Source organism: Avibacterium paragallinarum (assembly GCF_900450705.1).
In the GTDB taxonomy this organism is placed as follows: Bacteria; Pseudomonadota; Gammaproteobacteria; order Enterobacterales; family Pasteurellaceae; genus Avibacterium; species Avibacterium paragallinarum.
In genome coordinates, this window is the sequence record NZ_UGHK01000001.1 from 367,189 (window position 1) to 393,994 (window position 26,806).

The 26,806-nt window shown below is 40.6% G+C and carries 19 protein-coding genes, 4 tRNA genes, 3 rRNA genes and 2 pseudogenes; 8 read left to right on the forward strand and 20 right to left on the reverse strand.

Annotated features, from left to right (window positions below; translation table 11 throughout):
* Nucleotides 1-6: 6 nt before the first annotated feature.
* From tkt to ftsX, 3 genes are all read left to right on the forward strand, one after another.
* A complete protein-coding gene (gene tkt / locus DXZ23_RS02030) occupies nucleotides 7-2,019 on the forward strand; it encodes a transketolase (protein WP_256593702.1) in 2,013 nt (670 codons plus the stop codon).
* A 248-nt stretch (nucleotides 2,020-2,267) separates the two neighbouring features.
* Nucleotides 2,268-2,918 carry a cell division ATP-binding protein FtsE gene (locus DXZ23_RS02035; protein WP_017806290.1) on the forward strand — a complete coding sequence of 217 codons (651 nt, stop codon included), beginning with the start codon at nucleotides 2,268-2,270 and terminating at the stop codon, nucleotides 2,916-2,918.
* A gap of 10 nt (nucleotides 2,919-2,928) precedes the next feature.
* On the forward strand, nucleotides 2,929-3,843 hold the full coding sequence (gene ftsX / locus DXZ23_RS02040) for a permease-like cell division protein FtsX (RefSeq protein ID WP_017806289.1): 915 nt from the start codon (nucleotides 2,929-2,931) through the stop codon (nucleotides 3,841-3,843).
* A 31-nt stretch (nucleotides 3,844-3,874) separates the two neighbouring features.
* On the opposite strand, the gene yggU is transcribed toward ftsX, so the two are convergent.
* The 8 genes from yggU to mutY all read right to left on the reverse strand — a co-directional run bounded on the left by yggU (nucleotide 3,875) and on the right by mutY (nucleotide 8,976).
* A complete protein-coding gene (gene yggU / locus DXZ23_RS02045) occupies nucleotides 3,875-4,162 on the reverse strand; it encodes a DUF167 family protein YggU (RefSeq protein ID WP_017806288.1) in 288 nt (95 codons plus the stop codon).
* Nucleotides 4,162-4,725 (reverse strand): YggT family protein, encoded by a 564-nt coding sequence (locus tag DXZ23_RS02050; RefSeq protein WP_017806287.1) that lies wholly within the window; start codon nucleotides 4,723-4,725, stop codon nucleotides 4,162-4,164. Before DXZ23_RS02050 ends, yggU begins: the two co-directional genes overlap by 1 nt.
* A gap of 16 nt (nucleotides 4,726-4,741) precedes the next feature.
* Entirely contained in the window at nucleotides 4,742-5,689 is a 948-nt protein-coding gene (corA, locus tag DXZ23_RS02055) for a magnesium/cobalt transporter CorA (protein ID WP_017806286.1), read from the reverse strand.
* A 504-nt stretch (nucleotides 5,690-6,193) separates the two neighbouring features.
* Nucleotides 6,194-6,269, reverse strand: a tRNA-Asn gene (locus DXZ23_RS02060).
* A gap of 4 nt (nucleotides 6,270-6,273) precedes the next feature.
* Nucleotides 6,274-6,349, reverse strand: a tRNA-Phe gene (locus tag DXZ23_RS02065).
* 156 nt (nucleotides 6,350-6,505) lie between these two features.
* Nucleotides 6,506-7,579 carry a membrane-bound lytic murein transglycosylase MltC gene (gene mltC / locus DXZ23_RS02070; RefSeq protein ID WP_017806285.1) on the reverse strand — a complete coding sequence of 358 codons (1,074 nt, stop codon included), beginning with the start codon at nucleotides 7,577-7,579 and terminating at the stop codon, nucleotides 6,506-6,508.
* A gap of 3 nt (nucleotides 7,580-7,582) precedes the next feature.
* Entirely contained in the window at nucleotides 7,583-7,858 is a 276-nt protein-coding gene (locus DXZ23_RS02075) for an oxidative damage protection protein (RefSeq protein ID WP_017806284.1), read from the reverse strand.
* The gene (gene mutY / locus DXZ23_RS02080; RefSeq protein WP_017806283.1) at nucleotides 7,858-8,976 is read right to left on the reverse strand and encodes an A/G-specific adenine glycosylase; all 1,119 of its coding nucleotides are present in this window, start codon (nucleotides 8,974-8,976) and stop codon (nucleotides 7,858-7,860) included. Before mutY ends, DXZ23_RS02075 begins: the two co-directional genes overlap by 1 nt.
* A 304-nt stretch (nucleotides 8,977-9,280) precedes the next feature.
* On the opposite strand from mutY, the gene DXZ23_RS02085 reads away from it, so the two are divergent.
* Nucleotides 9,281-9,931: an IS1595-like element ISHpa1 family transposase gene (locus tag DXZ23_RS02085; RefSeq protein WP_017805306.1), complete on the forward strand. Its 651-nt coding sequence runs from the start codon at nucleotides 9,281-9,283 to the stop codon at nucleotides 9,929-9,931.
* Nucleotides 9,932-9,947: 16 nt separating this feature from the next.
* Here the strand turns inward: DXZ23_RS02085 and DXZ23_RS02090 are convergent, their stop codons facing one another.
* Nucleotides 9,948-10,379 (reverse strand): beta C-S lyase family protein, encoded by a 432-nt coding sequence (locus DXZ23_RS02090; RefSeq protein ID WP_017806282.1) that lies wholly within the window; start codon nucleotides 10,377-10,379, stop codon nucleotides 9,948-9,950.
* 212 nt (nucleotides 10,380-10,591) lie between these two features.
* On the opposite strand from DXZ23_RS02090, the pseudogene xylA reads away from it, so the two are divergent.
* From xylA to yihA, 4 genes and pseudogenes are all read left to right on the forward strand, one after another.
* A pseudogene (gene xylA, locus DXZ23_RS02095) lies at nucleotides 10,592-11,911 on the forward strand (xylose isomerase).
* Nucleotides 11,912-11,977: 66 nt separating this feature from the next.
* Nucleotides 11,978-13,423, forward strand: coding sequence for a xylulokinase (xylB, locus tag DXZ23_RS02100; RefSeq protein WP_017806280.1), 1,446 nt, complete (start codon nucleotides 11,978-11,980; stop codon nucleotides 13,421-13,423).
* 127 nt (nucleotides 13,424-13,550) lie between these two features.
* Nucleotides 13,551-14,732 (forward strand): annotated as a pseudogene (locus DXZ23_RS02105) (XylR family transcriptional regulator).
* A gap of 90 nt (nucleotides 14,733-14,822) precedes the next feature.
* Nucleotides 14,823-15,485 carry a ribosome biogenesis GTP-binding protein YihA/YsxC gene (gene yihA / locus DXZ23_RS02110; protein ID WP_017806277.1) on the forward strand — a complete coding sequence of 221 codons (663 nt, stop codon included), beginning with the start codon at nucleotides 14,823-14,825 and terminating at the stop codon, nucleotides 15,483-15,485.
* Between the two features lie 120 nt (nucleotides 15,486-15,605).
* On the opposite strand, the gene pyrG is transcribed toward yihA, so the two are convergent.
* The 11 genes from pyrG to DXZ23_RS02165 form a co-directional block, all read right to left on the reverse strand.
* On the reverse strand, nucleotides 15,606-17,234 hold the full coding sequence (gene pyrG, locus DXZ23_RS02115; protein ID WP_021723480.1) for a glutamine hydrolyzing CTP synthase: 1,629 nt from the start codon (nucleotides 17,232-17,234) through the stop codon (nucleotides 15,606-15,608).
* A gap of 554 nt (nucleotides 17,235-17,788) precedes the next feature.
* A 5S ribosomal RNA gene (rrf, locus tag DXZ23_RS02120) occupies nucleotides 17,789-17,904 on the reverse strand.
* Between the two features lie 88 nt (nucleotides 17,905-17,992).
* Nucleotides 17,993-20,993 (reverse strand): 23S ribosomal RNA (locus tag DXZ23_RS02125).
* 285 nt (nucleotides 20,994-21,278) lie between these two features.
* A tRNA-Ala gene (locus DXZ23_RS02130) sits at nucleotides 21,279-21,354 on the reverse strand.
* A gap of 58 nt (nucleotides 21,355-21,412) precedes the next feature.
* Nucleotides 21,413-21,489 (reverse strand) — tRNA-Ile (locus tag DXZ23_RS02135).
* Between the two features lie 132 nt (nucleotides 21,490-21,621).
* Nucleotides 21,622-23,162 (reverse strand): 16S ribosomal RNA (locus DXZ23_RS02140).
* The 16S, 23S and 5S rRNA genes sit together here with 2 tRNA genes alongside, the layout of an rRNA operon.
* Before the next feature lie 310 nt (nucleotides 23,163-23,472).
* The gene (locus tag DXZ23_RS02145) at nucleotides 23,473-23,811 is read right to left on the reverse strand and encodes a TfoX/Sxy family protein (protein WP_082188670.1); all 339 of its coding nucleotides are present in this window, start codon (nucleotides 23,809-23,811) and stop codon (nucleotides 23,473-23,475) included.
* A 51-nt stretch (nucleotides 23,812-23,862) separates the two neighbouring features.
* Entirely contained in the window at nucleotides 23,863-24,513 is a 651-nt protein-coding gene (locus DXZ23_RS02150; RefSeq protein WP_017806567.1) for an IS1595-like element ISHpa1 family transposase, read from the reverse strand.
* Between the two features lie 34 nt (nucleotides 24,514-24,547).
* Nucleotides 24,548-24,850, reverse strand: coding sequence for a TfoX/Sxy family protein (locus tag DXZ23_RS02155; RefSeq protein ID WP_081603178.1), 303 nt, complete (start codon nucleotides 24,848-24,850; stop codon nucleotides 24,548-24,550).
* Between the two features lie 355 nt (nucleotides 24,851-25,205).
* On the reverse strand, nucleotides 25,206-25,865 hold the full coding sequence (locus DXZ23_RS02160; protein ID WP_021723635.1) for an IS1595 family transposase: 660 nt from the start codon (nucleotides 25,863-25,865) through the stop codon (nucleotides 25,206-25,208).
* A gap of 334 nt (nucleotides 25,866-26,199) precedes the next feature.
* Complete coding sequence (locus tag DXZ23_RS02165) at nucleotides 26,200-26,745, reverse strand: TIGR00645 family protein (RefSeq protein ID WP_017806753.1); 546 nt, start codon at nucleotides 26,743-26,745, stop codon at nucleotides 26,200-26,202.
* Nucleotides 26,746-26,806 lie beyond the last annotated feature (61 nt).

Genomic DNA, 26,806 nt, shown 5'->3' on the forward strand with positions numbered 1-26,806 from the left:
TTTATAATTAGGAGAACAAAAATGTCGAATCGAAAAGAGTTAGCGAATGCTATTCGTTTTTTAAGTATGGACGCGGTGCAAAAAGCCAAGTCAGGCCACCCTGGTGCACCAATGGGAATGGCGGACATTGCGGAAGTGTTGTGGCGTGAGTTTTTAGTGCATAATCCAACCAATCCAAAATGGGCAAACCGCGATAGATTCGTGTTATCAAATGGCCATGGTTCAATGTTGATTTACAGCCTTTTACATTTAACAGGCTATGATTTATCCATCGAAGATTTAAAACAATTCCGCCAATTACATTCTAAAACCCCGGGCCACCCTGAATATGGCTATGCACCGGGTGTGGAAACCACCACGGGGCCATTGGGTCAAGGGATCACCAACGCAGTAGGTATGGCGATTGCGGAGAAAACTCTCGCGGCACAATTTAATCGCCCAGGCCACGAGGTTATCGACCACTACACTTACGCTTTTTTAGGTGATGGCTGTTTAATGGAAGGAATTTCCCACGAAGCTTGCTCATTAGCAGGAACGTTGGGCTTAGGCAAATTAATCGCCTTCTATGACGACAACAATATTTCTATTGATGGTGAAGTGGACGGCTGGTTCACCGATAACACCAAAGAGCGTTTTGAAGCCTATAACTGGCAAGTGATCGGGCAAATTGACGGGCATAACCCTGAAGCTATTGCAGAAGCTATTAAACAAGCGCAAGCGGAAAAAGCGCGTCCAACCTTGATTATTTGTAAAACCACTATCGGCTATGGCTCGCCAAATAAAGCAGGCTCGCACGATAGTCACGGCGCGCCATTAGGCGATGAAGAAATCGCATTAACCCGCCAAAATCTCGGTTGGAACTATGCCCCATTTGAAATTCCCGCGGACATTTATAGCCAATGGGACGCAAAAGAGAAAGGCAAACAAGCAGAAGCGGTGTGGAATGAAAAATGGACAGCATATAGCCAAGCTTATCCAGAATTAAGCGCAGAGCTTGCACGCCGTTTAAGTGGCGAATTGCCCGCAAACTGGGCGGCAGAAAGTCAAGCGTTTATTGAAAAATTACAAGCCAACCCTGCGAGCATTGCAAGCCGTAAAGCATCACAAAATGCCATTGAAGCCTATGCACCGTTACTCCCTGAATTTTTAGGTGGTTCGGCAGACTTAGCGGGGTCAAACTTAACCTTATGGTCAGGCTCACGCCCTATTCGTGCCACAGAAAATCAAGATGGTAACTACATCAACTACGGCGTGCGTGAGTTCGGAATGTCAGCCATTATGAACGGTATCGCACTCCACGGCGGCTTCATTCCTTATGGTGCAACCTTCTTAATGTTTATGGAATATGCCCATAATGCAGTGAGAATGGCAGCCTTAATGAAACAACGTGTGCTTTTTGTGTACACCCACGATTCTATCGGCTTAGGTGAAGACGGCCCAACCCACCAACCTGTGGAACAAACCGCTTCTTTACGTTTAATTCCGAACCTAGAAACTTGGCGTCCGTGTGACCAAGTGGAATCTGCCATTGCGTGGAAAGCAGCGATTGAGCGTAAAGATGGCCCAAGTGCGATGATTTTCAGTCGTCAAAATCTTACTCAAATGGACAGAACGCCTGCGCAATTGGCTGATGTGGCGTGCGGTGGTTATATCTTAACCGATAGCGAAGGCACACCTGATTTAATCTTTATTGCGACAGGTTCTGAAGTGGAATTAGTGGTGAAAGCGGCGGAGCAACTTCGTCAAGAAGGCAAAAAAATCCGTGTGGTATCAATGCCTTCCACTAACGTGTTCGATAAGCAAGATGAAGCCTATCGCGAAAGCGTATTGCCAAGCAGCGTAACCAAACGTGTTGCAGTTGAAGCGGGCATTAGCGAGTTCTGGTACAAATACGTTGGCTTCGGCGGACGCATTGTGGGAATGAACACCTTTGGTGAATCCGCCCCAGCAGGTGAATTATTCAAACTCTTCGGCTTCACCGTAGAAAACGTAGTGGCTAAAGCGAAAGAAATTTTATAATTACTACTTATCCTAAACAATCATAGGCACTTTGTTCAGAAAGGATTTTGCGGACTCCGATCTTCTTGATGAACTAGTGCCTAAGTTTTTCGCCAAATCAATCAAAACCTGTAATCAATATATTCACCTTAATAAGACAAAAATCGCCTTCTTCTTTTTAATTATAATAATCAGATAAATTTTATTGCTTAGAGAATAATAATATTAGATATAATTATGATGTTAATATAAAAAATGAGATTGTATAAATGATACGCTTTGACAATATCAGTAAAGCTTATTTAGGTGGGAAACAAGCTTTACAAGGAATCAGTTTTCATCTTCCCGTAGGAAGTATGACTTATTTATTAGGTCATTCTGGTGCCGGGAAAAGCACATTATTAAAATTAATTATGGGAGCTGAACGAGCTAATGGCGGACAAATTTGGTTCAATGGTTATAATATTACGCGTTTATCCACACACGAACTACCTTTCTTACGAAGACAAATTGGTATGGTACATCAAGACTATCAATTATTAACAGATCGCTCAGTGGTCGATAATGTTACACTCCCCTTAATCATCTCTGGGTTCAGACCTAAAGAGGCGTTATCGCGTGCTTTAGCAGCTCTGGACCGTGTAGGATTACGCGAAAAAGCAAATTATTTACCAGTACATTTATCCGGAGGAGAGCAACAAGGCGTAGCTATCGCACGTGCAATAGTACATAAACCTCTATTATTACTTGCCGACGAACCAACCGGAAATTTAGATAATATAATCTCTAGGAATATTTTTAATCTCTTTGAAGAATTTAATCACTTAGGAATGACAGTACTCATCGCAACTCACGATACCAACATTATCCATCAAAAACCAAAACCTTGTTTAGTTCTAGAACAAGGCTATTTACGTTGAGGAAACATCAATGCATTCTCGTTCTATAACTCGCTCTTGGACAAGACAAACCTGCTATCTATTAAAAATGGTGCTTAAAGATTTAATTAAAAAAAAATACGCCACATTATTTACGGTATTAGCTATTGCTTCATCCTTGACTTTACCTTCTGTGAGTTACTTACTATGGAAAAATATTTATTTAGCTAAAATACAATTTTATCCCAAAACTGAACTGACTATTTATTTACACAAAAATCTTTCTGAATCAGATTCTCACTTAATTGTTGATAAAATTCGTAAGCAAGAAGGTATAGAAGACCTAAAATATATTTCTAGACAAGAAAGTTTAGAGGAATTCAAACATTGGTCAGGTTTTGGAGAACATTTAGATATTTTAGATGGCAACCCACTACCAGCCATAATTATTATTAAACTAGCAGACACCTATAATGAAAGAGAAAAAATCAATGAACTACAAAAACAATTAATCAAAATAAAAGGAATAGAAGACATTCAATTAGATAATAATACATTAGAAAAACTTACCGCTCTTTCTTGGCTAGTCGCACATATTGCCTTAATTTGTACAATTTTAATGATCATTTCCGTATGTTTAGTTATTGGTAACAGCATACGTTCAGATGTATATAGTCAGAGATATAGTATTGATATAATGAAATTACTCGGAGCTACAGAGCAATTTATCATCCAACCTTTCATTTACACAGGTATAATTTACGCTGTACTTGGAGGATTTATCGCCTCCATCTTTAGTGCCGTAATTACCAACTATCTTGCAAATTCAATACAATATATCACAACTATTTTTTCTGTAAATTTTGAGTTACAGGGTATAGAATTCAGCGAATTATTGTGCCTACTTATAATATGTACTTTCATCGGTTATATTTCTGCGTGGTTTTCTGCCAAAAAATATAGCTAAGACTAAACTTATAAAATTACTTATACCTTCATCACAATAATGCCATTAGGACATTCGGAATAATTCTAGGAGAAATAATCAATATTTGTTTATGCCGATTGAGTTCGCCTTTTTCAAGAACAATGTGGCTTTTCGGTACTTTAAAAATTTTGCTTAGGAATTTGAGCAAGTGTGCGTTAGCCTTTCCATCAATTGGCGGAGCGGTGATGGTGATTTTTAGCTCGCTATCGTGCAGCCCAACCAACTGATCTTTGCTAGCTTTCGGTTGCAGTATAATCCTCAACCGAAGCCCTTGTGGGGTTTGTTCAACAGCCTTCATTAGGCAAATTGCCATAAAATTGGGGCGATGTCATACATTACTCGATTACCGTAAAACAGGATAAACGCTAAAAGCATTGGGGAAAAATCAATCATTCCTGTGTTAGGCAAAATGCGGCGAATTGGGTTGAGCAGTGGCTCAGTAAGCTGATAAAGCGTGTATTGTAAAGGGTTTTGTCCGCGATTAAACCAGCTTAAAATGGCTTGGATAAACAGCACATAGATAATAGTTTCGCCTAAGGTTCTCAAACTGTGTAGCAATCCGATAAAAACATAAGTCAGTGGGGCGGCGGCGATTTGTTCTGAGCCGAGCAAGCTGATTAATGGATATTTTGCCGTGCCAAGTAGGATACAAAGGACAAGGGCAGCGGTGTTAATGCCCTTGAAAGTAGGCAACATTTTTTGCATTGGAGCAAGGATCGGCTGAGTAAATTTGACAATACTCTGTGAAAGCGGGTTGTAAAAATCTACGCGGCTAAACTGAAACCACGCACGCAAAATTACGACAAAACTGTACACATTAATCAGAGTGTACAACAAAAATTGAAGGGAATTTAAGCCCATTGTGTTCTCCTTAAAACTATAACCAGCCTTTGCGTTTAAAATAAATATAAGGCGTGAGAGCGGCGACAATCATTAAGCCAATCGCCATTGGGTAGCCATATTTTAAATGCAATTCTGGCATAAACTCAAAGTTCATTCCATAGGTAGAGGCAACCAGCGTAGCTGGCAGGAACATTACCGACACCACCGAGAAGAACTTCATAATTTTATTCTGTTCGATATTAATATAACCCATCGCCGCTTGCATTAAGAAATTCACCTTTTGGAATAGGGATTCATTGTGCGGTTGGAGGGATTCAATATCGCGTAAAATATCCCGTGCTTGCTCTAATTGGTTGGTTGGCAAGCGGGTTTTTCGCACTAAAAAGCTCAACGCACGCTGAGTATCCATCAAACATAAACGCACTTTGGAGCTGGCATCTTCTTGCTCTGTGAGCGTGGCGAGGGCTTCGTCAAAAGCTTCCCCTTGCTTACCTTCTAAAATAACGTGACTTAATTTTTCCAAATCCGCATAAACATTTTCGATTACATCTGCTAATTGCTCGATTTTAGTTTCAAATAAATCTAATAGCACTTCATAGGCGTTACATTCCACCAATCGTTGGCTACGCGAACGCATTCGATAAAGGCGGAATGCAGGCAATTCACGATCACGCAGGGTGAATAAACGCCCATCACGCAAAGTAAACGCCACACTGGCAATATCAGCATAATCATTTTCATCTTCACAATAAAAAAAAGAGTGCAGATGCAAGCCATCTTCATCTTCGAAAAAACGTGCAGATGCTTCAATATCTTCCAGTTCAAGAAATGATGCTAAACTCTGCCCGAGTCCCTGCTGCAACATTTCACGTTCTTCACTTGAAGGTTCTAATAAATCAATCCAAATAGCGGCATTGAGATTTTCATCGCCGTCATCAAGCCGAATTAAACGTGCTTTCTCTAATGCAAAAGCATTAATCATTTTGTCATACTCCTTGGGGGATTATGAACAAACCCGATGAACAAAAGAAAACTAAATAATCGATATAAAAGTGCGGTGTAAATTTTGATTATTTAATTAAAGATACCTAATATTGGTAATGAAACTTACCTGCGAAATCCCGCCGATAAGTTGAGGACGAGATTTATATTAAAGATATTGGTATCGACTATGACTGTCCAAAGTGTGTGTCCTCTTGTTGCTAAATCGTGCGGAATGTTACGCTTCAATCGCTTATTCGTCAAGGGGATAGATAATAAAAACAGAAAGAAAAAGACGAGATAAAATGCGGTATTATATAGAGAAAGAATATAAAACTAATTATTCCCTCAAGTGGCAAGATGAGCAAATTACTGACTAAGTAGAACCAGATGTATGCCTTATATAAGCTCTACTACTTACTTCTGCTCTTCTATCTAGGCAAACTCAATCTTATCATTAAATTTTCGTAAAAAAACCGCTGATTTTCATCAGCGGCCTAAAATTTGGCTCCTCCTGCTGGACTTGAACCAGCGACATATGGATTAACAGTCCACCGTTCTACCGACTGAACTAAGGAGGAGTAGTGGTGCCTCGAGGCGGAATCGAACCACCGACACGGGGATTTTCAATCCCCTGCTCTACCGACTGAGCTATCGAGGCAACTCATCAGTGGTGCGTATTAAACGATTTTTCCCGTTTTAAGTCAATCATTAATTTCAACTTTTTTGCATTTTTTTATTCGTTTGAATATTTAACATTCGAAACGCGTAGAAATAAAACAAAAATCGCCTAAAAAACACAACCGCCGAAAAAAAGCTAACGTCTTACACGATAACTTTTTTGTGCTTTATCCACTTTGATCAGATAATTTCTTGCCTGTGCCGATGGGTGTGATGTGGTTAAAATACGGTACACTTGCTCAGGATATAAGCGGTTGATTTGGGCAATCGCCCTCTCTTTATCTTCGTGGAAAACTCGCAATACCGCACCCGCCCCACTGTTATAGGCTGAAATCATTGCAAAACGTTTTGAGGTTGGGTTGGTAATGCCATCTAAATATTTATTTTGTAACAGCCATAAATATGAAGCTCCTGCATCAATATTTTTTTCAGGATCAAATAAATAGCTTTTTGATGGCTGGCCACCACGCCCTTTCATTTGGAACACATCACGTCCTGCGGTATGTGGCACAACTTGCATTAAGCCGATGGCATTTGCATAGCTAATCGCATAAGGGTTAAAGCTTGATTCTGTTTGCATAATGCCAAGAATAAGGCTTTCATCAAGGTTATATTTTCTGGCGGCACGGCGTACCATTGGAATGTATTTTTGTGCCCGCACAGCAACGTGGTTGGCAATCATTGGGATTACCACGAATTGCACTAATCGCCCATTACTTAAACGGCGAGATTGAAGTTTATTACTAATTAAATAATCAGCGAAGTTGCCCGCGACAAATTCATTAGTAATTTGCTGCCCGAAATTATCTACCACCTGCCCCGCTAAGAAAGGACGAGAGCTAATCGGCACATCGCCAGAAGCAAATAAATCAATGCCTTTAGCATCAGACCCCATTAGTAGCGTATGCACAATCGCATTATGCAAACGTGAGGTATCCTGCTGAGATTCAACGGTAATCACGCCCTCATCAAAACTAACGTGGCTACGGGTGTAATAACTATCGGTATATTTCACATAATCCTTACGGCTCGCCACCAACAGTTCGTTTACCCCCCAAATCTGATCGATATTATGGGAAAACTGTCCCGTTAAAATATCCAGACCCTGCGTGTCTTTGGAAAAGGGTTCATCGTAATCCGTTCCTTTATGGTTCGACCCTCCACAGGCAAACAAAAAAGGAATAATCAAAGCAACAACGTATTTTTTCATAAATTATTTTTCTGCGGGTGGAACATAGCCATCAATCTGAACCTCTTTGCCTTCAAAAAGAAAATTCACCATTTCTTGCTCTAATAATTGGCGATGTTCAGCATTCATCATATTTAATTTTTTCTCATTCACCAGCATTGTTTGTTTTTTGAGCCACTCGCCCCAAGCCTGCTTGCTGATATGATCGAAAATACGCTTGCCTAATTCCCCAGGGTAAAGCTGAAAATCAAGCCCATCCGCTTCTTGTTTTAAATAAGCACAAAATACCGTTCTTGCCATTATGTGTTTCCTTTTGGTAATTGTAATAAAAGATTTTTGACTGGCGTTGCCAGCCCGATTTGATCTGGATTGTGCGGATCATACCAATATTTGACCGCACTTTGTATAGAAGATTCATACTTCGCGTGATTTTCCCCAACCTTCTGCCAATCCGTGCGATCGCAATCTTCGGGCTGTTCATCACCTCGCACATAAATCGGGTGAATCATCAAATGAAAATGGCTAAAGGTATGGCGGAACGCTGTCCATTCTTGGTAAAACTTCACGCCTCGGCTCGCTAAAAAATCCAGCAACGCCGATTTATTTTCAAATTGAGGGAAGCAATATAGCCCGCCCCACAGCCCCGCGTTTTCCCGCTGTTCCAGAATCACTTTCCCCTTTTCCTGCCAAATTAAAAAATAACTTTGTCGCTCAGGAAGGGCTTTCTTCGGTTTCTTTGCGGGATAATCCTGCCAATTTTGCTGTAAATTTGCACCGCACTTTGTAGCTAAAGGGCAAAGCTCGCATTTCGGCTTACTTCGTGTACACACCATCGCCCCAATATCCATCATCGCTTGGTTAAAATCCGCCACCCGTTCTTTTGGCGTAACCTCCGCACTCAACTGCCACAGTTGATTTTCCACCTTTTTCTCACCCGCCCAGCCTTGCACAGTGAAATAACGAGATAACACACGCTTCACATTGCCGTCTAAAATCGGATAGGGGGCATTCAAACAAGAAGATAAAATCGCCCCCGCCGTGCTTCGCCCAATGCCTTTCAACGCCTGCACCTGCTCAAATTCCGTAGGAAAATTGCCTTGATACTGATCGCGAATCACTTGTGCGGATTGATGCAAATTCCTCGCCCGAGCATAATAGCCTAAGCCTGTCCACAGGTGCAAAACCTCATCAAGCGGGGCATTCGCAAGGGCGGTGATGGTGGGAAAGGTTTGCATAAAACGCTCGAAATAAGGAATCACCGTCGCCACTTGGGTTTGTTGCAACATCACCTCCGACAGCCATACGCCATACAAGGTTTTATTCTGCTGCCAAGGCAACTGCTTACGCCCAAATTTATCATACCAAGCAAGAACAGATTGAGCGAAAGGGGCGTTTTTTGAAGATTGGGCTAATTGCATAATGATGATAGATTAAAAAATTAAAAAACGAAGTGTATCATAGGCAAAATTTACCTTGCAAAATAATTGTAATCTAAAAGATAACGTTATTTTTTTAGTTAAAATAACATTTTTAAATTTTCTGATATTCTAAAAAACTAAAGTAACTATAGTGCTATATATAACTCTCTTCTAATAACAAAGACTCACTTCTATCTACAACTACTATAAATTGATTTTCTAAATCTAATGCAATCCGGAAATAAAAAATAGAGGGGCTGTCCTAGATAACAACTAAAAAATCTATTTAGGTTAGAATGAACCAATGAGAAAAAGTCGTCTAAGTCAGCACAAACAAAATAAACTCATTGAGCTATTTGTTGCAGGTGTTACTGCAAGGACAGCAGCAGAGTTAGTCAATGTAAACAAAACGACTGCCGCATATTACTTTCATCGTTTACGCCAACTCATCTATCAAAACAGCCTTCACTTAGAGATGTTTGAAGGTGAAATTGAAGCCGATGAAAGTTATTTTGGCGGTGCTCGCAAAGGCAAACGTGGTCGTGGTGCGGCAGGGAAAATTGCGGTATTCGGGCTTCTCAAGCGCAATGGCAAGGTTTATACCGTTGCGGTTCCAAATACGCAATCTGCCACCTTGTTACCCATTATTCGGGAGCAGGTAAAGCCTGATAGTATTGTTTACACCGATAATTATCGTAGTTATGACGTGCTTGATGTGAGTGAATTTAGTCATTTTCGTATCAATCACAGCACACATTTTGCTGAAAATCATAACCACATTAACGGAATTGAGAATTTTTGGAGCCAAGCAAAACGCCATTTACGCAAATTTAATGGTATCCCAAAAGCGCATTTTGAGCTTTATTTAAAGGAATGTGAATGGCGTTTTAATTACAGCAACATAAAAAGTCAAATTTCTATTTTAAAACAATTGGTTAAAGGGAGTTTAGTCTAGTTATCTAGGACAGCCCCTATTTTTTATATACTAAAGGACAAGGCAGAAACTGACGATTATTTAACGTAATAGCATTAATAATTGGCGAATAGGAAGGGGTAAATACACAGATTTTCTCGCCTATTTGGGTAAATTCACGCAAATAAATTGAAATAGCTTGAATAATTCGTGGACAAAAAACAATTTCATCATTTTTCACCTTATAACTATAGTGTCTTTCAAGATAGTTTCGTACTACATCAAAATAATTTTCTGGTAATTGCGTATAACCGTAAATACCCATATGATTAAACGTCGCAAGCTGTTCAATCAATGCTTCTGGTGCTGGTAAATCCATATCGGCCACTGACATAGAAATAAAATCAGGATGTATTGAAGATTGGTTTTGCCATTTAGCAGAAAAAGTGCCCGCACGATCAATTATTTTATCAAATATGAACATTTCCATAGCGCTCTCCCTCATTAAAATAAAACAAAATTTAGAACAGACTACAACAATTTACTATTATCAAATCTAATATTCCCATTATGTTTTTTCTTTTTTGTGATACAGCACACAATAAACAATAATCTTAATTGGTAAATAAAATAACGTAATTGCGCCTCCCTTCTTTTTGGTTAATGATTTCTACAAATTTTATGCCATAAGGAGAAACGATGATGACAAACTATTTTGATAAAATCACAAAAGTTCGCTATGAGGGCGTTAATTCCACCAATCCATTTGCTTTTCGTTATTACAATGCCGATGAGGTCATTTTAGGCAAAACAATGGCAGAACATCTACGTTTGGCGGTATGTTATTGGCACACATTCTGTTGGAATGGTAATGATATGTTTGGAGTTGGTTCACTTAATCGCCATTGGCAAAAAAATAACGATCCATTAGCTGGTGCTAAACAAAAAGCGGATATTGCTTTTGAATTTTTTACAAAATTAGGTGTTCCTTATTATTGTTTTCACGATGTTGATATTGCCCCCGAAGGAAATTCTTTTAAAGAATATCTCTACAATTTCCATACACTTATCGATGTCTTAGCACAAAAACAAGCAGAAACAGGCGTTAAGCTCTTGTGGGGAACAGCAAATTGCTTTAGCAATCCTCGTTATATGTCTGGTGCTTCAACCAATCCCAACCCAGAGATTTTTGCTTGGGCGGCAGCACAAGTTACTAATGCAATGAATGCAACACAAAAATTAGGCGGAGAAAACTATGTTTTATGGGGAGGACGTGAAGGCTATGAAACCTTGCTGAATACGGATCTAAAACGTGAACGTGAACAAATCGGTCGTTTTATGCAAATGGTCGTTGAACATAAACATAAAATTGGCTTCAAAGGAACATTACTGATTGAACCTAAACCACAAGAGCCAACTAAACATCAATATGATTATGATGTAGCAACGGTTTATGGCTTTTTAAAACAATTTGGTTTAGAAAATGAAATTAAAGTGAACATTGAAGCAAATCATGCAACGCTTGCAGGACATTCGTTCCATCACGAAATTGCAACTGCTTACGCCCTAGGCATTTTCGGCTCAATTGATGCAAATCGAGGAGATCCACAATCAGGTTGGGATACAGATCAGTTCCCAAATAGTGTGGAAGAAAATACGCTCGTGATGTATGAAATTCTCAAAAATGGTGGTTTTGCTACAGGCGGATTTAATTTTGATGCCAAAATTCGTCGCCAAAGTATTGATCCTTACGATTTATTCTATGGACACATTGGGGCAATCGATGTCCTCGCTCTATCATTAAGACGTGCCGCCGATATGATTCAAGATCAACAACTACAAAAACTTGTTGAACAACGCTATTCTGGCTGGGACAGCTAGTTAGGAAAAGCGATTTTATCTGGCAATACGTCATTAGAAGACTTGACACAGTTAGTGGAAACACAAAATCTGAATCCACAGCCTGTATCTGGTCAGCAAGAATATTTAGAAAATCTCATTAATCGTTATATCTATCGTTAATTTTTCTAACAAAAAGGCTTAGAGAACAATCTACAAGCCTTTGCTCATACAACAAGGAGCAAAATTATGTATATTGGTATCGATCTCGGCACATCTGGTGTAAAAGTGGTATTACTTGATGAAGAGCAACATATCCTTGCTACTAGCCATAAGGAATTATCTATTTCTCGTCCGCAAAACCTGTGGTCAGAACAAGATCCTGAAGATTGGTGGAATGCCACTCATTACGCGATGCTTGAATTATCACAACACCACGATTTAAAATCGGTCGAAGCTGTTGGTTTAACTGGGCAAATGCACGGTGCAACCTTACTAGATAAAGCAGATCACATCTTACGCCCTGCTATTTTATGGAATGATGGTCGTAGTGGAATAGAATGTTCTGAGCTAGAAAATCTTGTTCCCCAATCTCGTCAAATTACGGGCAATTTAATGATGCCAGGCTTCACCGCCCCCAAATTAAAATGGGTGCAAAGAAATGAACCTCATCTCTTCAATCAAATTCATAAAGTGTTATTACCTAAAGATTATTTACGTCTAAAGATGACGGGTGAATACGCTTCTGATATGTCAGACGCTTCTGGCACAATGTGGCTTGATGTGGAAAAACGGCAGTGGGATAACACAATACTTGAGGCAACAGGCTTAGAGCTAGATAAAATGCCGAAATTATTTGAAGGCAATCAAATCACAGGCTATTTACGTCAAGAAATTGCACAACAATGGGGAATGAATTCTGTTCCTATTGTCGCAGGTGGCGGGGATAATGCCGCTGGTGCTATTGGTATTGGTCTATATCAAGCAGGGCAAGCAATGCTATCCTTAGGCACTTCTGGCGTCTATTTTGTCGTAACCGATAGGTTCACCGCCAATCCACAAAAAGCCGTGCATAGTTTCTGCCACGCCTTACCTGAACGCTGGCATTTAATGTCTGTCATTTTAAGTGCTGCCTCTGCAATAGACTGGGTAAAAAATATTATAGGGAACAACGATATTAGCCAGTTATTTCAACAAATGGCACATTGTACAACATCATCTCAAGCCCTGTTTTTACCTTATCTCTCTGGAGAGCGAACCCCACATAATGATCCTTATGCCACAGGTGTATTCTGGGGGCTAAGCCATAATGACAGCAATATTACATTAGCTAAAGCGGTACTTGAAGGGGTAAGTTTTGCACTTGCTGATGGGATTGATGTATTACATGAAACAGGGGCAACGGCTGAAAGTATAAGCCTCATTGGTGGTGGCACAAAAAGTGCTTACTGGCGACAATTATTAGCAGATATTACAGGCAGAACACTTGAATACCGCACAGGTGGTGATGTTGGCCCTGCATTAGGTGCGGCAAAATTAGCACAAATTGCATTAAACCCGAAAGAAGAGATTTCCACCTATTGTCGTAATCTACCATTGGAAGAAGTTTATACACCAAACGCTCAAGTCTACGAACAATACCAACAAAAACGAGAACGCTATCATCAACTTTATCAGCGATTAAAAGGATTTTAACTAGATAAACATTAAGTGCGGTATAAAAATTCAAAAAATTTACACCGCACTTTAACAGAAACAAGGTTTAAATTTTTCTAAATTCCGTTATGCTATTAATGTGGTTTGAGCGACAGGAACGAATAATATGCAAAACATAGGAAAGTTTTACCGCATTGCTTTGCTTTTTAATGCAAATAAAGTTTATGATCGTCAAGTTGTAGAAGGTGTTGGACAATATCTACAAGCCTCGCAATGTACCTAGGATATTTTTATGGAAGATGATTTTGTGTACCATAAAAAAACTATCCAAAGTCTTTCTATTGATGGCATTATTGCTGATTTTGATGATCCTGAAACAGTGGAACTACTTGAAAATATTAATGTGCCAATTATTGCAGTTGGAGGTTCCTACCAAAATCCTGATTTTTATCCACATTTTCCCTATGTAGCCACAGATAATTACGCTTTAATTGAAACCGCCTTTTTACATCTTAAACAAAAAGGGTTAAATCACTTTGCTTTTTATGGATTACCCACAGAAAATCGCCAAAAACATTGGTCTATAGAACGACAAAATGCTTTTGTTGATTTAATGAATAAATATGCTTACCCAATACATATTTACCAAGGTGAACAAACAAATTCTCAAAATTGGCGTCAAGCTCAAACTAATCTAATTCAATGGATTCAATCCTTACCACAGCATACAGGCATCATTGCGGTAACAGACGCAAGAGCAAGACATCTACTACAAGCCTGTGAAACAGCTAAAATTGCCGTTCCTGAGCAATATTGCGTTATTGGCATTGATAATGAAGAACTTATCCAATATCTTTCTCGCATTTCTCTTTCATCTGTAGCCCAAGGCACGAAACAAATTGGTTATCAGGCCGCAAAATTATTACATCGCCAATTAAATGGCATTACCCTTAATAATAAAACCATATTAATTCAACCTTTAAAAGTTGAGGCTCGAAGCTCGACAGATTATCTTTCCCTTAGCGATCCATTAGTAATGCAAGCTATGCACTATATTCGCCAACGAGCCTGCCAAGGTATTAAAGTAGAACAAGTGTTAGATCACTTAAGAATCTCACGCAGCAATTTAGAATTACGCTTTAAAGCAGAAATGAATAAAACGATTCATCAGGTCATTCATCAGCAAAAAATGGCACGAGCAATTTCACTTTTAAAATACTCAGATATTTCAATTCAAGAAATTGCAGATGTTTGTGGTTACCCTTCCCTGCAATATTTTTATTCTGTATTTAAGAAAGAACAAAAGCAGACACCAAAAGAATTTCGTTATTTTTGGAAAAAAGAATAACTTTTTTTACTTTATACGCTATTTTTCAATCGTTACTTTGACTTTTATAAGGTATGCTACGCATAATATTAAACTACTGAAAAATAAAAAATGAATAATTTCAAATTAAACTACCATAAAGCACATTTTCTCACTAGTGCCCCTAATATAAAAATGCTTCCTGAAGACAGTGGTATAGAAATTGCATTTGTTGGACGCTCTAATGCTGGAAAATCTACCGCTCTAAATGCGTTAACTAATCAAAAAAACTTAGCTCGTACATCTAAAACTCCAGGAAGAACACAATTAATTAATGTATTTGAAATTGAGCCTCTCTGCAAATTGGTTGATTTACCGGGTTATGGCTATGCTGCTGTACCTGAACAAATGAAAATTCAATGGCAAAAAGCACTTGGAGAATACCTACAAAAACGAGAATGCCTTGCTGGCGTAGTGATTTTGATGGATATTCGCCATCCACTGAAAGATTTAGATCAGAAAATGATTGAATGGGCAGTTTCTGCCAATTTACCTGTATTATTACTTCTCACGAAAGCAGATAAACTGAGCCAAAATGTTACAAATAAACAGGTAAAAATAGTACGAGAAGCCATATTGCCTTTCCAAGGAGATATTCAGGTTGAAGCTTTCTCAGCATTAAAAAAACAAGGTATCGATCGTCTCTCTACTAAATTAAATAATTGGTTTAATCCCATATTCTCTAGCTCAAACTTACAAATAAAGAATTCTGAATGTACAGAATTTAGCGAATAAACCAAGCTATTTATTAGGCATAGAGAATGTAGCTTAATCCTTATAATACAAGAATTAAGCTACAGACCTTACCCAAATATAATGTTCCACATTATTTAGCAATAATGCTAACTAGGAACATTATCCTTGCTGGTAGTCTTTTGCTGCCTTGATAAACCCAGCAAATAACGGATGCCCATCACGCGGTGTTGAGGTAAACTCAGGGTGGAACTGACAAGCTACAAACCAAGGATGATTTGGCACTTCAATAATTTCCACTAATTTTTTATCCGCCGATAAGCCTGTGACTTTTAATCCCGCTTTTTCGATTTGTGGTAATAAGATATTGTTCACTTCATAGCGATGGCGATGACGTTCCTCAATAGTTTCTGCACCATATAATTCGCGTGCAAGACTACCCTCAGCAAGGTGGCATTGTTGAGCTCCTAAACGCATTGTACCACCCAGATCAGACTTATCACTACGGGTTTCAATCTTGCCTTCCGCATCTTGCCATTCAGTAATTAAACCTACCACAGGTTGTTTACAGTCTTTATCAAATTCCGTGGAGTTAGCTTCCGTTAATCCCGCTTTATGACGTGCATATTCAATTAATGCCACCTGCATTCCCAAACAAATCCCTAAGTAAGGAATATTGTTCTCACGGGCATATTGTGCTGTACGAATTTTCCCCTCTACACCACGATATCCAAAGCCTCCCGGCACTAAAATTCCATCTAACCCAGCTAACACCTCCGTGCCTTTACTTTCTACATCTTCAGAATCGATATATTTAATATTTACATTCAAACGATTTTTTAACCCGCCGTGTTTCAATGCTTCATTAACCGATTTATAAGCATCAGGCAATTCTGTATATTTCCCTACCATACCAATAGTAACTTCGCCTGTTGGGTTAGCTTGTTGATAAAGCACTTGTTCCCATTCGCTTAAATCAGCTTCTGGACAATCTAAACGAAAACGCTGACAAATAAATTCATCTAAGCCTTGGGATTTCAATAAGGCTGGAATTTGATAAATAGAATTCACATCTTTTAAAGAAATTACCGCACGCTCTGGCACATTACAGAACAGTGCAATTTTGCTTCGCTCATTTGGTGGTATCATACGATCTGAACGACAAATCAACACATCAGGCTGAATACCGATAGACAACAACTCTTTCACCGAATGCTGAGTCGGCTTAGTTTTCACCTCACCCGCCGTCGGGATATAAGGCACAAGAGTCAAGTGCATAAAAATGGTTCGCTCACGCCCAACATCAACAGCTAACTGGCGTAACGCTTCTAAGAACGGCAATGATTCAATATCGCCCACAGTACCGCCCACTTCAACGATAGCCACATCGTGTCCCGCTGCTCCATCAATTACGCGGGCTTTAATTTCATTGGTGATATGCGGAATCACTTGAATGGTTGCACCAAGATAATCACCACGACGCTCTTTGCGTAACACTTCTGAATAAATTTTTCCAGTGGTGAAATTGTTGCGTTTGGTCATTTTGGTACGGATAAAACGCTCATAATGCCCTAAGTCCAAATCTGTTTCCGCCCCGTCTTGAGTAACAAACACTTCACCATGTTGGGTTGGACTCATTGTACCAGGATCGACATTGATATAAGGATCAAGCTTCATAATAGTTACATTCAAACCACGTGCTTCAAGAATTGCCGCTAAAGAGGCTGCCGCGATCCCTTTACCAAGAGAAGAAACCACACCGCCCGTTACAAAAATATAATTGGTAGCCATAATAGAACCTAATTGTTGAGATGAAAAATTGATAATTCTAAATAGTAAGACGGGACATTAGTTTACAGCAAAGAGCAATTTAACTCAATGACCAGAAGAGTCATTTTGAAATGATTACATTTTTTAAGCTATAGGAAAAACACATATGATATAGAGCCCCATAGAATTAGTAATGAAGGAAAAATGAAAACACCCTTAAGGTCTACATTTAGATTGATAAATACCTAATAAGGTGTTTAAAAAATGCAATGAATGCAAGATAAAACTAACCCTCAAGCCGTATTTTCTTCTAAAAAAGTGATTAAACTTACCAAACCAAAGTGCGGTGTAATTTTGTCAGATTTTTTCTGATATAAGTACATCTTATAATACTCATCTAAATGATATTTATAGCTACTAGAACTTTCTCAAAATCAACTGAGGTAAATCCCATTAGCCTATTTAAAGGATAAAATGCAATATCCAGTAAGCCCAAAAATACAAGAAAATATAAACATAAGAAACAACAAAAAACACCATCGAGTTCCCTCAATGGCGTTCTTCTTTCATTCAAAACCTGGCGGTGTCCTACTCTCACATGGGAAATTCCCACACTACCATCGGCGTTACAGCGTTTCACTTCTAAGTTCGGCATGGATTTAGGTGGGTCCACTGCACTTTCGCCGCCAAGATAATTCTTTAAATTCTTTACATTCTTTATCTTTTCTATTCGTTCTTTACTTCTTTAACAAAAACAAGCCAAAACCCTTGAGCGTTGTATAGTTAAGCCTCTCGGGCAATTAGTACTGGTTAGCTCAACGGCTCACACCGCTTACACACCCAGCCTATCTACGTCGTCGTCTCCAACAACCCTTACTGACTTTAAGTCAGGGAGAACTCATCTTGAGGCAAGTTTCGTGCTTAGATGCTTTCAGCACTTATCTCTTCCGCATTTAGCTACCCAGCAGTGCCTCTGGCGAGACAACTGGTACACCAGTGATGCGTCCACTCCGGTCCTCTCGTACTAGGAGCAGCCCCTCTCAATTCTCCAACGCCCACGGCAGATAGGGACCGAACTGTCTCACGACGTTCTAAACCCAGCTCGCGTACCACTTTAAATGGCGAACAGCCATACCCTTGGGACCTACTTCAGCCCCAGGATGTGATGAGCCGACATCGAGGTGCCAAACACCGCCGTCGATATGAACTCTTGGGCGGTATCAGCCTGTTATCCCCGGAGTACCTTTTATCCGTTGAGCGATGGCCCTTCCATTCAGAACCACCGGATCACTATGACCTGCTTTCGCACCTGCTCGACTTGTCTGTCTCGCAGTTAAGCTTGCTTATACCATTGCACTAACCTGACGATGTCCGACCGTCATTAGCAAACCTTCGTGCTCCTCCGTTACTCTTTGGGAGGAGACCGCCCCAGTCAAACTACCCACCAGACACTGTCCGAGTACCCGTTTCAGGCACTTCGTTAGAACATCAAACGTTAAAGGGTGGTATTTCAACAACGACTCCACGATAACTGGCGTTACCGCTTCACAGTCTCCCACCTATCCTACACATCAAAATTCAAGGTTCAGTGTCAAGCTATAGTAAAGGTTCACGGGGTCTTTCCGTCTAGCCGCGGGTACACCGCATCTTCACGGCGATTTCAATTTCACTGAGTCTCGGGTGGAGACAGCCTGGCCATCATTATGCCATTCGTGCAGGTCGGAACTTACCCGACAAGGAATTTCGCTACCTTAGGACCGTTATAGTTACGGCCGCCGTTTACTGGGGCTTCGATCTGGAGCTTCTCTTTCGATTACACCATCAATTAACCTTCCAGCACCGGGCAGGCATCACACCCTATACGTCCACTTTCGTGTTTGCAGAGTGCTGTGTTTTTAATAAACAGTTGCAGCCAGCTGGTATCTTCGACCGGTTCAACCTTCGTGAGCAAGTCACTACAATCTACGCCGGCGCACCTTCTCCCGAAGTTACGGTGCTATTTTGCCTAGTTCCTTCACCCGAGTTCTCTCAAGCACCTGAGTATTCTCTACCTGACCACCTGTGTCGGTTTTCAGTACGGTTTAGTAAAGCCTGAAGCTTAGTGGCTTTTCCTGGAAGTGTGGTATCAGTTACTTCAGCACCTTAGTGCCTCGTCATCATCTCTCAGTGTTAACGGTGAGCCGGATTTGCCTAACTCACCCACCTACCAACTTAAACGACCATTTCCAACAGGTCGATAACCTAACCTTCTCCGTCCCCACATCGCAACTTTACCAAGTACGGGAATATTAACCCGTTTCCCATCGACTACGCTTTTCAGCCTCGCCTTAGGGGCCGACTCACCCTGCCCCGATTAACGTTGGACAGGAACCCTTGGTCTTCCGGCGAACGGGTTTTTCACCCGTTTTATCGTTACTTATGTCAGCATTCGCACTTGTGATACGTCCAGCAATCCTCTCGAACCACCTTCTTCCGCTTACACAACGCTCCCCTACCCAACAGACGTATCACTAATATCCCTCTTCGATTCTTTGCCATTACACTCAACGTGTTTTTCGCTTTACCCACTTGCTTCGCAAGTGGTTAATCGTTAAGGCGTATTAGTGATACGCCTGATGCCGCAGCTTCGGTACTATATTTTAGCCCCGTTACATCTTCCGTGCAGGCCGACTCGACTAGTGAGCTATTACGCTTTCTTTAAATGGTGGCTGCTTCTAAGCCAACATCCTAGCTGTCTAAGCCTTCCCACTTCGTTTCCCACTTAATATAGATTTTGGGACCTTAGCTGGCGGTCTGGGTTGTTTCCCTCTCCACGACGGACGTTAGCACCCGCCGTGTGTCTCCTGTGCATTACTCTTTGGTATTCGGAGTTTGCATCGGTTTGGTAACCCAGGATGGGCCCCTAGCCGAAACAGTGCTCTACCCCCAAAGGTATTCACACAAGGCTCTACCTAAATAGATTTCGGGGAGAACCAGCTATCTCCCGGTTTGATTGGCCTTTCACCCCCAGCCACAAGTCATCCGCTAATTTTTCAACATTAGTCGGTTCGGTCCTCCAGTTAGTGTTACCCAACCTTCAACCTGCCCATGGCTAGATCACCGGGTTTCGGGTCTATACCTTGCAACTCAACGCCCAGTTAAGACTCGGTTTCCCTTCGGCTCCCTTATTCAGTTAACCTCGCTACAAAATATAAGTCGCTGACCCATTATACAAAAGGTACGCAGTCACCCTTGCGGGCTCCCACTGCTTGTACGTACAGGGTTTCAGGTTCTATTTCACTCCCCTCACCGGGGTTCTTTTCGCCTTTCCTTCACAGTACTGGTTCACTATCGGTCAATCAGGAGTATTTAGCCTTGGAGGATGGTCCCCCCATCTTCAGACAGGATTCCTCGTGTCCCGCCCTACTTCTCGTAAGCTTAGTACCACAGCCTGGATTTTAAGTACGGGGCTATCACCCTGTGTCGCTTGCCTTCCCAGACAATTCCTCTATCTCTGCTGCTATTACTTACTGGCTCCTCCGCTTTCGCTCGCCGCTACTCACAGAATCTCGGTTGATTTCTTTTCCTCGGGGTACTTAGATGTTTCAGTTCTCCCGGTTCGCCTTACGAGGCTATTTTATTCACCTCGCAATGATAGGCTCTTCGCCTATCGGGTTTCCCCATTCGGACATCGTGGGTTAAACGCTTCTTATCAACTCACCCACGCTTTTCGCAGATTAGCACGTCCTTCTTCGCCTCTGATTGCCAAGGCATCCGCCCTGTACGCTTTCTCACTTAACTATACAACCTCAAGGATTTTTCCCCGAAGTTGTTCTCTCGCTGAGAACGCTTACTTGCTTTTGTTCAAGTAAGTCTTTTTACTCAGACTTTTTCAATTTAATCAGAAAGCAGTTCTATTACTCTCACCACTCCCTCATTAGCTTGAAAGTCTCTTCAGTTTTCAGCTTGTTTTTCTATTGTTAAAGAGCAAATTCGATAATTTTCATTATCATTGGTAAATATTCTCTCTTACTCGGTTATCTAATATGAGAATACTTAGCAATGATTTTATTAAATGGTATGATTTGGTGGAGATAAGCGGGATCGAACCGCTGACCTCCTGCGTGCAAGGCAGGCGCTCTCCCAGCTGAGCTATATCCCCAATTCTATTCCTAAACCGCCCCTCATTCACTCAATCATGGATATTGCCCAGCAATGAGTGGTGGGTCTGAGTGGACTTGAACCACCGACCTCACCCTTATCAGGGGTGCGCTCTAACCACCTGAGCTACAGACCCACAAGGGTACCGCAAGTGCGGTCTTTTTTTCGGTTTTTTTTTCGTTGCTTTCACAACGATACTGTCTATTTGCTATTTATTGTCTAACAACCATCACGACAATCTGTGTGAGCACTCATCTATTCTATTTGGTAAGGAGGTGATCCAACCGCAGGTTCCCCTACGGTTACCTTGTTACGACTTCACCCCAGTCATGAATCATACCGTGGTAAACGCCCTCCCGAAGGTTAAGCTATCTACTTCTGGTACAACCCACTCCCATGGTGTGACGGGCGGTGTGTACAAGGCCCGGGAACGTATTCACCGCAACATTCTGATTTGCGATTACTAGCGATTCCGACTTCATGGAGTCGAGTTGCAGACTCCAATCCGGACTTAGATGCACTTTCTGAGATTCGCTCCCCCTCGCAGGCTCGCTTCCCTCTGTATGCACCATTGTAGCACGTGTGTAGCCCTACTCGTAAGGGCCATGATGACTTGACGTCATCCCCACCTTCCTCCAGTTTATCACTGGCAGTCTCCTTTGAGTTCCCACCCGAAGTGCTGGCAACAAAGGATAAGGGTTGCGCTCGTTGCGGGACTTAACCCAACATTTCACAACACGAGCTGACGACAGCCATGCAGCACCTGTCTCTAAGCTCCCGAAGGCACTCCCGTATCTCTACAGGATTCTTAGGATGTCAAGAGTAGGTAAGGTTCTTCGCGTTGCATCGAATTAAACCACATGCTCCACCGCTTGTGCGGGCCCCCGTCAATTCATTTGAGTTTTAACCTTGCGGCCGTACTCCCCAGGCGGTCGATTTATCACGTTAGCTACGGGCACCAAGCCTAAAGCCCAATCCCCAAATCGACAGCGTTTACAGCGTGGACTACCAGGGTATCTAATCCTGTTTGCTCCCCACGCTTTCGCACATGAGCGTCAGTAGCTTCCCAAGGGGCTGCCTTCGCCTTCGGTATTCCTCCACATCTCTACGCATTTCACCGCTACACGTGGAATTCTACCCCTCCCTAAAGTACTCTAGTAAACCAGTCTGAAATGCAATTCCTAAGTTAAGCTCGGGGATTTCACATCTCACTTAATTTACCGCCTGCGTGCCCTTTAAGCCCAGTTATTCCGATTAACGCTCGCACCCTCCGTATTACCGCGGCTGCTGGCACGGAGTTAGCCGGTGCTTCTTCTGTGGCTAACGTCAAATCAGTGTGCTATTAACACACCAACCTTCCTCACCACCGAAAGAACTTTACAACCCGAAGGCCTTCTTCATTCACGCGGCATGGCTGCGTCAGGGTTCCCCCCATTGCGCAATATTCCCCACTGCTGCCTCCCGTAGGAGTCTGGGCCGTGTCTCAGTCCCAGTGTGGCTGGCCATCCTCTCAGACCAGCTAGAGATCGCAGGCTTGGTGAGCCTTCACCTCACCAACTACCTAATCCCACTTGGGCTCATCTTATGGCAGGTGGCAAAAAGTCCCACCCTTTAATCTTCCGATTCTATGCGGTATTAGCCATCGTTTCCAATGGTTATCCCCCTCCATAAGCCAGATTCCCAAGCATTACTCACCCGTCCGCCACTCGTCAGCATTGAAAGCAAGCTTTCAACCCGTTACCGTTCGACTTGCATGTGTTAAGCCTGCCGCCAGCGTTCAATCTGAGCCATGATCAAACTCTTCAGTTTAATCTTTCTCAATTCGTACACTAACAAAGCTCTGTGATTTCATTTAAAATCACGATGAATTTCAGTTACGCACTCATTGTTTATAAATCTTTAATTTTTTCAGAATTCAACAAGTGCCCACACAGATTGTCTGATTGATTGTTAAAGAGCAAAAAAGAACGACGCGAGGTGTACTTTCAAACTATTTACAACGTCGCGTCGTTGTGTGCGGCATATTATAGGGATTTTTGAAATCGATGCAAGTCTTTTTTTATCAACTGCACAAAAATCAAACACCCTAATTCAATTTGCTATCTTTTTATTAGTAATATTAATCCTTTATTAAATTTATCTGCCTCATTCCCTCATTAGCCAATAAATCATTAAGCAACTCTAAAGCGTTATCTTTTTCTTCTTGCGTCAATAAGGTAAAATGCTTATTTAGATATGCTGCTGTCAAACTCCAAAAAAAAGCTAAATTTACAGAGAATCCTCTCTTGCGAAGCTCTATATAACAATGAGCTGGTCCAACCTCAAAAAAAGTTTCAACTGAATCAACATCAATCTTGTGGAGTAATCGCTCATGTTTAATAGATAAGTTAATAAGATTTTTAATACTCCCCTCCTTAGATAAAGCCTTTTTCTTCTGTTCAGACTCGACTTGTTCAATCGACCATAAAACAAGAGATTTATATAATTTTTTAGGGGCTGTCCTAGATAACTAGACTAAACTCCCTTTAACCAATTGTTTTAAAATAGAAATTTGACTTTTTATGTTGCTGTAATTAAAACGCCATTCACATTCCTTTAAATAAAGCTCAAAATGCGCTTTTGGGATACCATTAAATTTGCGTAAATGGCGTTTTGCTTGGCTCCAAAAATTCTCAATTCCGTTAATGTGGTTATGATTTTCAGCAAAATGTGTGCTGTGATTGATACGAAAATGACTAAATTCACTCACATCAAGCACGTCATAACTACGATAATTATCGGTGTAAACAATACTATCAGGCTTTACCTGCTCCCGAATAATGGGTAACAAGGTGGCAGATTGCGTATTTGGAACCGCAACGGTATAAACCTTGCCATTGCGCTTGAGAAGCCCGAATACCGCAATTTTCCCTGCCGCACCACAACCACGTTTGCCTTTGCGAGCACCGCCAAAATAACTTTCATCGGCTTCAATTTCACCTTCAAACATCTCTAAGTGAAGGCTGTTTTGATAGATGAGTTGGCGTAAACGATGAAAGTAATATGCGGCAGTCGTTTTGTTTACATTGACTAACTCTGCTGCTGTCCTTGCAGTAACACCTGCAACAAATAGCTCAATGAGTTTATTTTGTTTGTGCTGACTTAGACGACTTTTTCTCATTGGTTCATTCTAACCTAAATAGATTTTTTAGTTGTTATCTAGGACAGCCCCATTTTTTATTCTGTCTAATTTTTTCAGTCAGAAGATAGTAGTTATCTCCATAAATAGCTGGGGTATCAGTATGTTCCATATAAGATATGGCTCCTTGTTCCTCCAGATATATAGCAAGTTTACCAACACCTCTCAAATAAAAATGATTATCTTGGTATAATCCAAACATTAATTTTTTGTGAAAAATACCATACCCATTGAATACACCTTTCGCTGAAACTTCTCCAATAAGTTCTCTAAGTTCATTTTGAATCTCAAAAGTTACTTTATCAGCAATATTCATCATTACACCTCCGATTAGTGATATAAAACAACAATGATTCTATTTGAAAGCATGTAAATTTGTACTATATAAAATAAACTAAAATAGATATTTTTGCCCTCGTATTTTTGCGACGTAGATCGTAAATCAGAACAAAAAATATACCTAAAAAAGGTAAATATAAACAGATACTAACAATTCTAAGTTCAAATATTAGACAGTATAGTATTTATACCTTTATTCAAGAAGGCTTTCAAGATTTATGCTAAAAAATCGCAATAAACTGAAGCATTTTAGAGACAAGGGTTATTTTTGAAGGATAATTTAAACTTAAATTTTTATAAGATAGCTTAAATTAAGGGGCTGTAGTAGATTAGCCCTAAATTTCACACCATTTTCGCAATATTTTTAACTGCTCTTTTGGTGTCCCAAAGTTAAACCGAAATTCACATTCCTTCAAGAATAAAGGAAAGTTTTTTCGGTTAATTCCATTATATTTTCGCAGTATCCGCTTCGCCTGATTCCAAAAATTTTCAATGCCATTAATATGATTTTGTTTCACCGCAAATAGCTCGGAATGATTGATTCGTTCGTGGTGAAATTCACTCACATCAAGTGCATCATAACTGCGATAAGTGTCCGTATAAACCCAGCTATCAGGCTTGATTTTTCTTTTAATAACAGGGAGTAATGTTTCACTCTTGGTGTTTTCAACCACAACAGTAAATACCTTTCCTTGTCGTTTTAGTAACCCAAAAACAGCAACTTTTCCAGCCGCTCCTCGTCCTCGTCCTCGTTTTCCCTTTCGATGACCACCAAAATAGCTTTCGTCTAGTTCAATTTCCCCCTCAAAAATCTCGTTAACTTCAAGGGATAAATGATAGCCAATCACAAGCCTGATTTTATGGTAGAACAAAGCGGCTGTATTCGGTTGAATATCTAGCAAATTTGCTGCTGTTCTTGCAGTAACTTCTGCGACAAAAAACTCAAGTAGTTTTTTCTGTATGGATTTCTTTAATTTACAATATGTTATCTTCATTTTTGTAGTATAGCATTGTTGCTAATCTACTACAGCCCCTAAATTAATTATTGAAAATAAAGGCTCTAATAAATTACGAGGTCTAGTTGATTTGTTGAGTTCAAAGCTTAACCAAACATAAATATCCCCAACGAATATAACTGCGATGTCACAAGTTCAAATGCTGCTTGTCAAACGATCTTCTTAAACCAAAGAATGAGTCTGAGATAAATCGTGTTCAACAAGCTAAACTCAGCAGGTAAATCACGCTGAAGGCATTCCATACGAATACAGCACGAAATCCCTTCAAGCCTATTACGATATTTAAGTTTATTGTAAACAGATCCTAATAATATTAATGATTTTTGTGACTTGTACTGTACAAAATTTTATCCGTATAAGCCATTGCAATGGCAGATACGAGGAAGCCAAGATGGAGCAAAAGTTGCCATTTCATTGTGGCTTCGGGCATATTGGCGGCATTGACAAAAGTTTGTAGCATATGAATGGAAGATATGCTGATGATCGACATTGAGAGCTTCACTTTCAGCACAGAGGCATTCACGTGGCTGAGCCATTCGGGTTCGTCTGGGTGGCCTTCGGTATGCAGCTTGGATACGAAAATCTCGTAACCGCCCACAATCACCATAACCAACAAATTAGCGATCATCACCACATCAATCAGGTTTAACACGGAAAGCATAATGGCGTTGGAATCCAGCTCTTGTAGGTTGCTGATAAGTTCCCAAAGGGATTTCATAAATTTGTAGGCGTAGATCCCCTGCACGACGATTAAGCCCAGATAAATCGGCAGTTGTAACCAACGGCTGGCGAAAATAATTTGGCTAAAGATCGCTGGGGTTTTGTATTTTACTTTATTATTTAACGGCTGTTGTTGCATATTTTCCCTATTCAAATAATGTTATCGCGGGCGGTGAAATTACCCGCTTTTCCTTTAAATA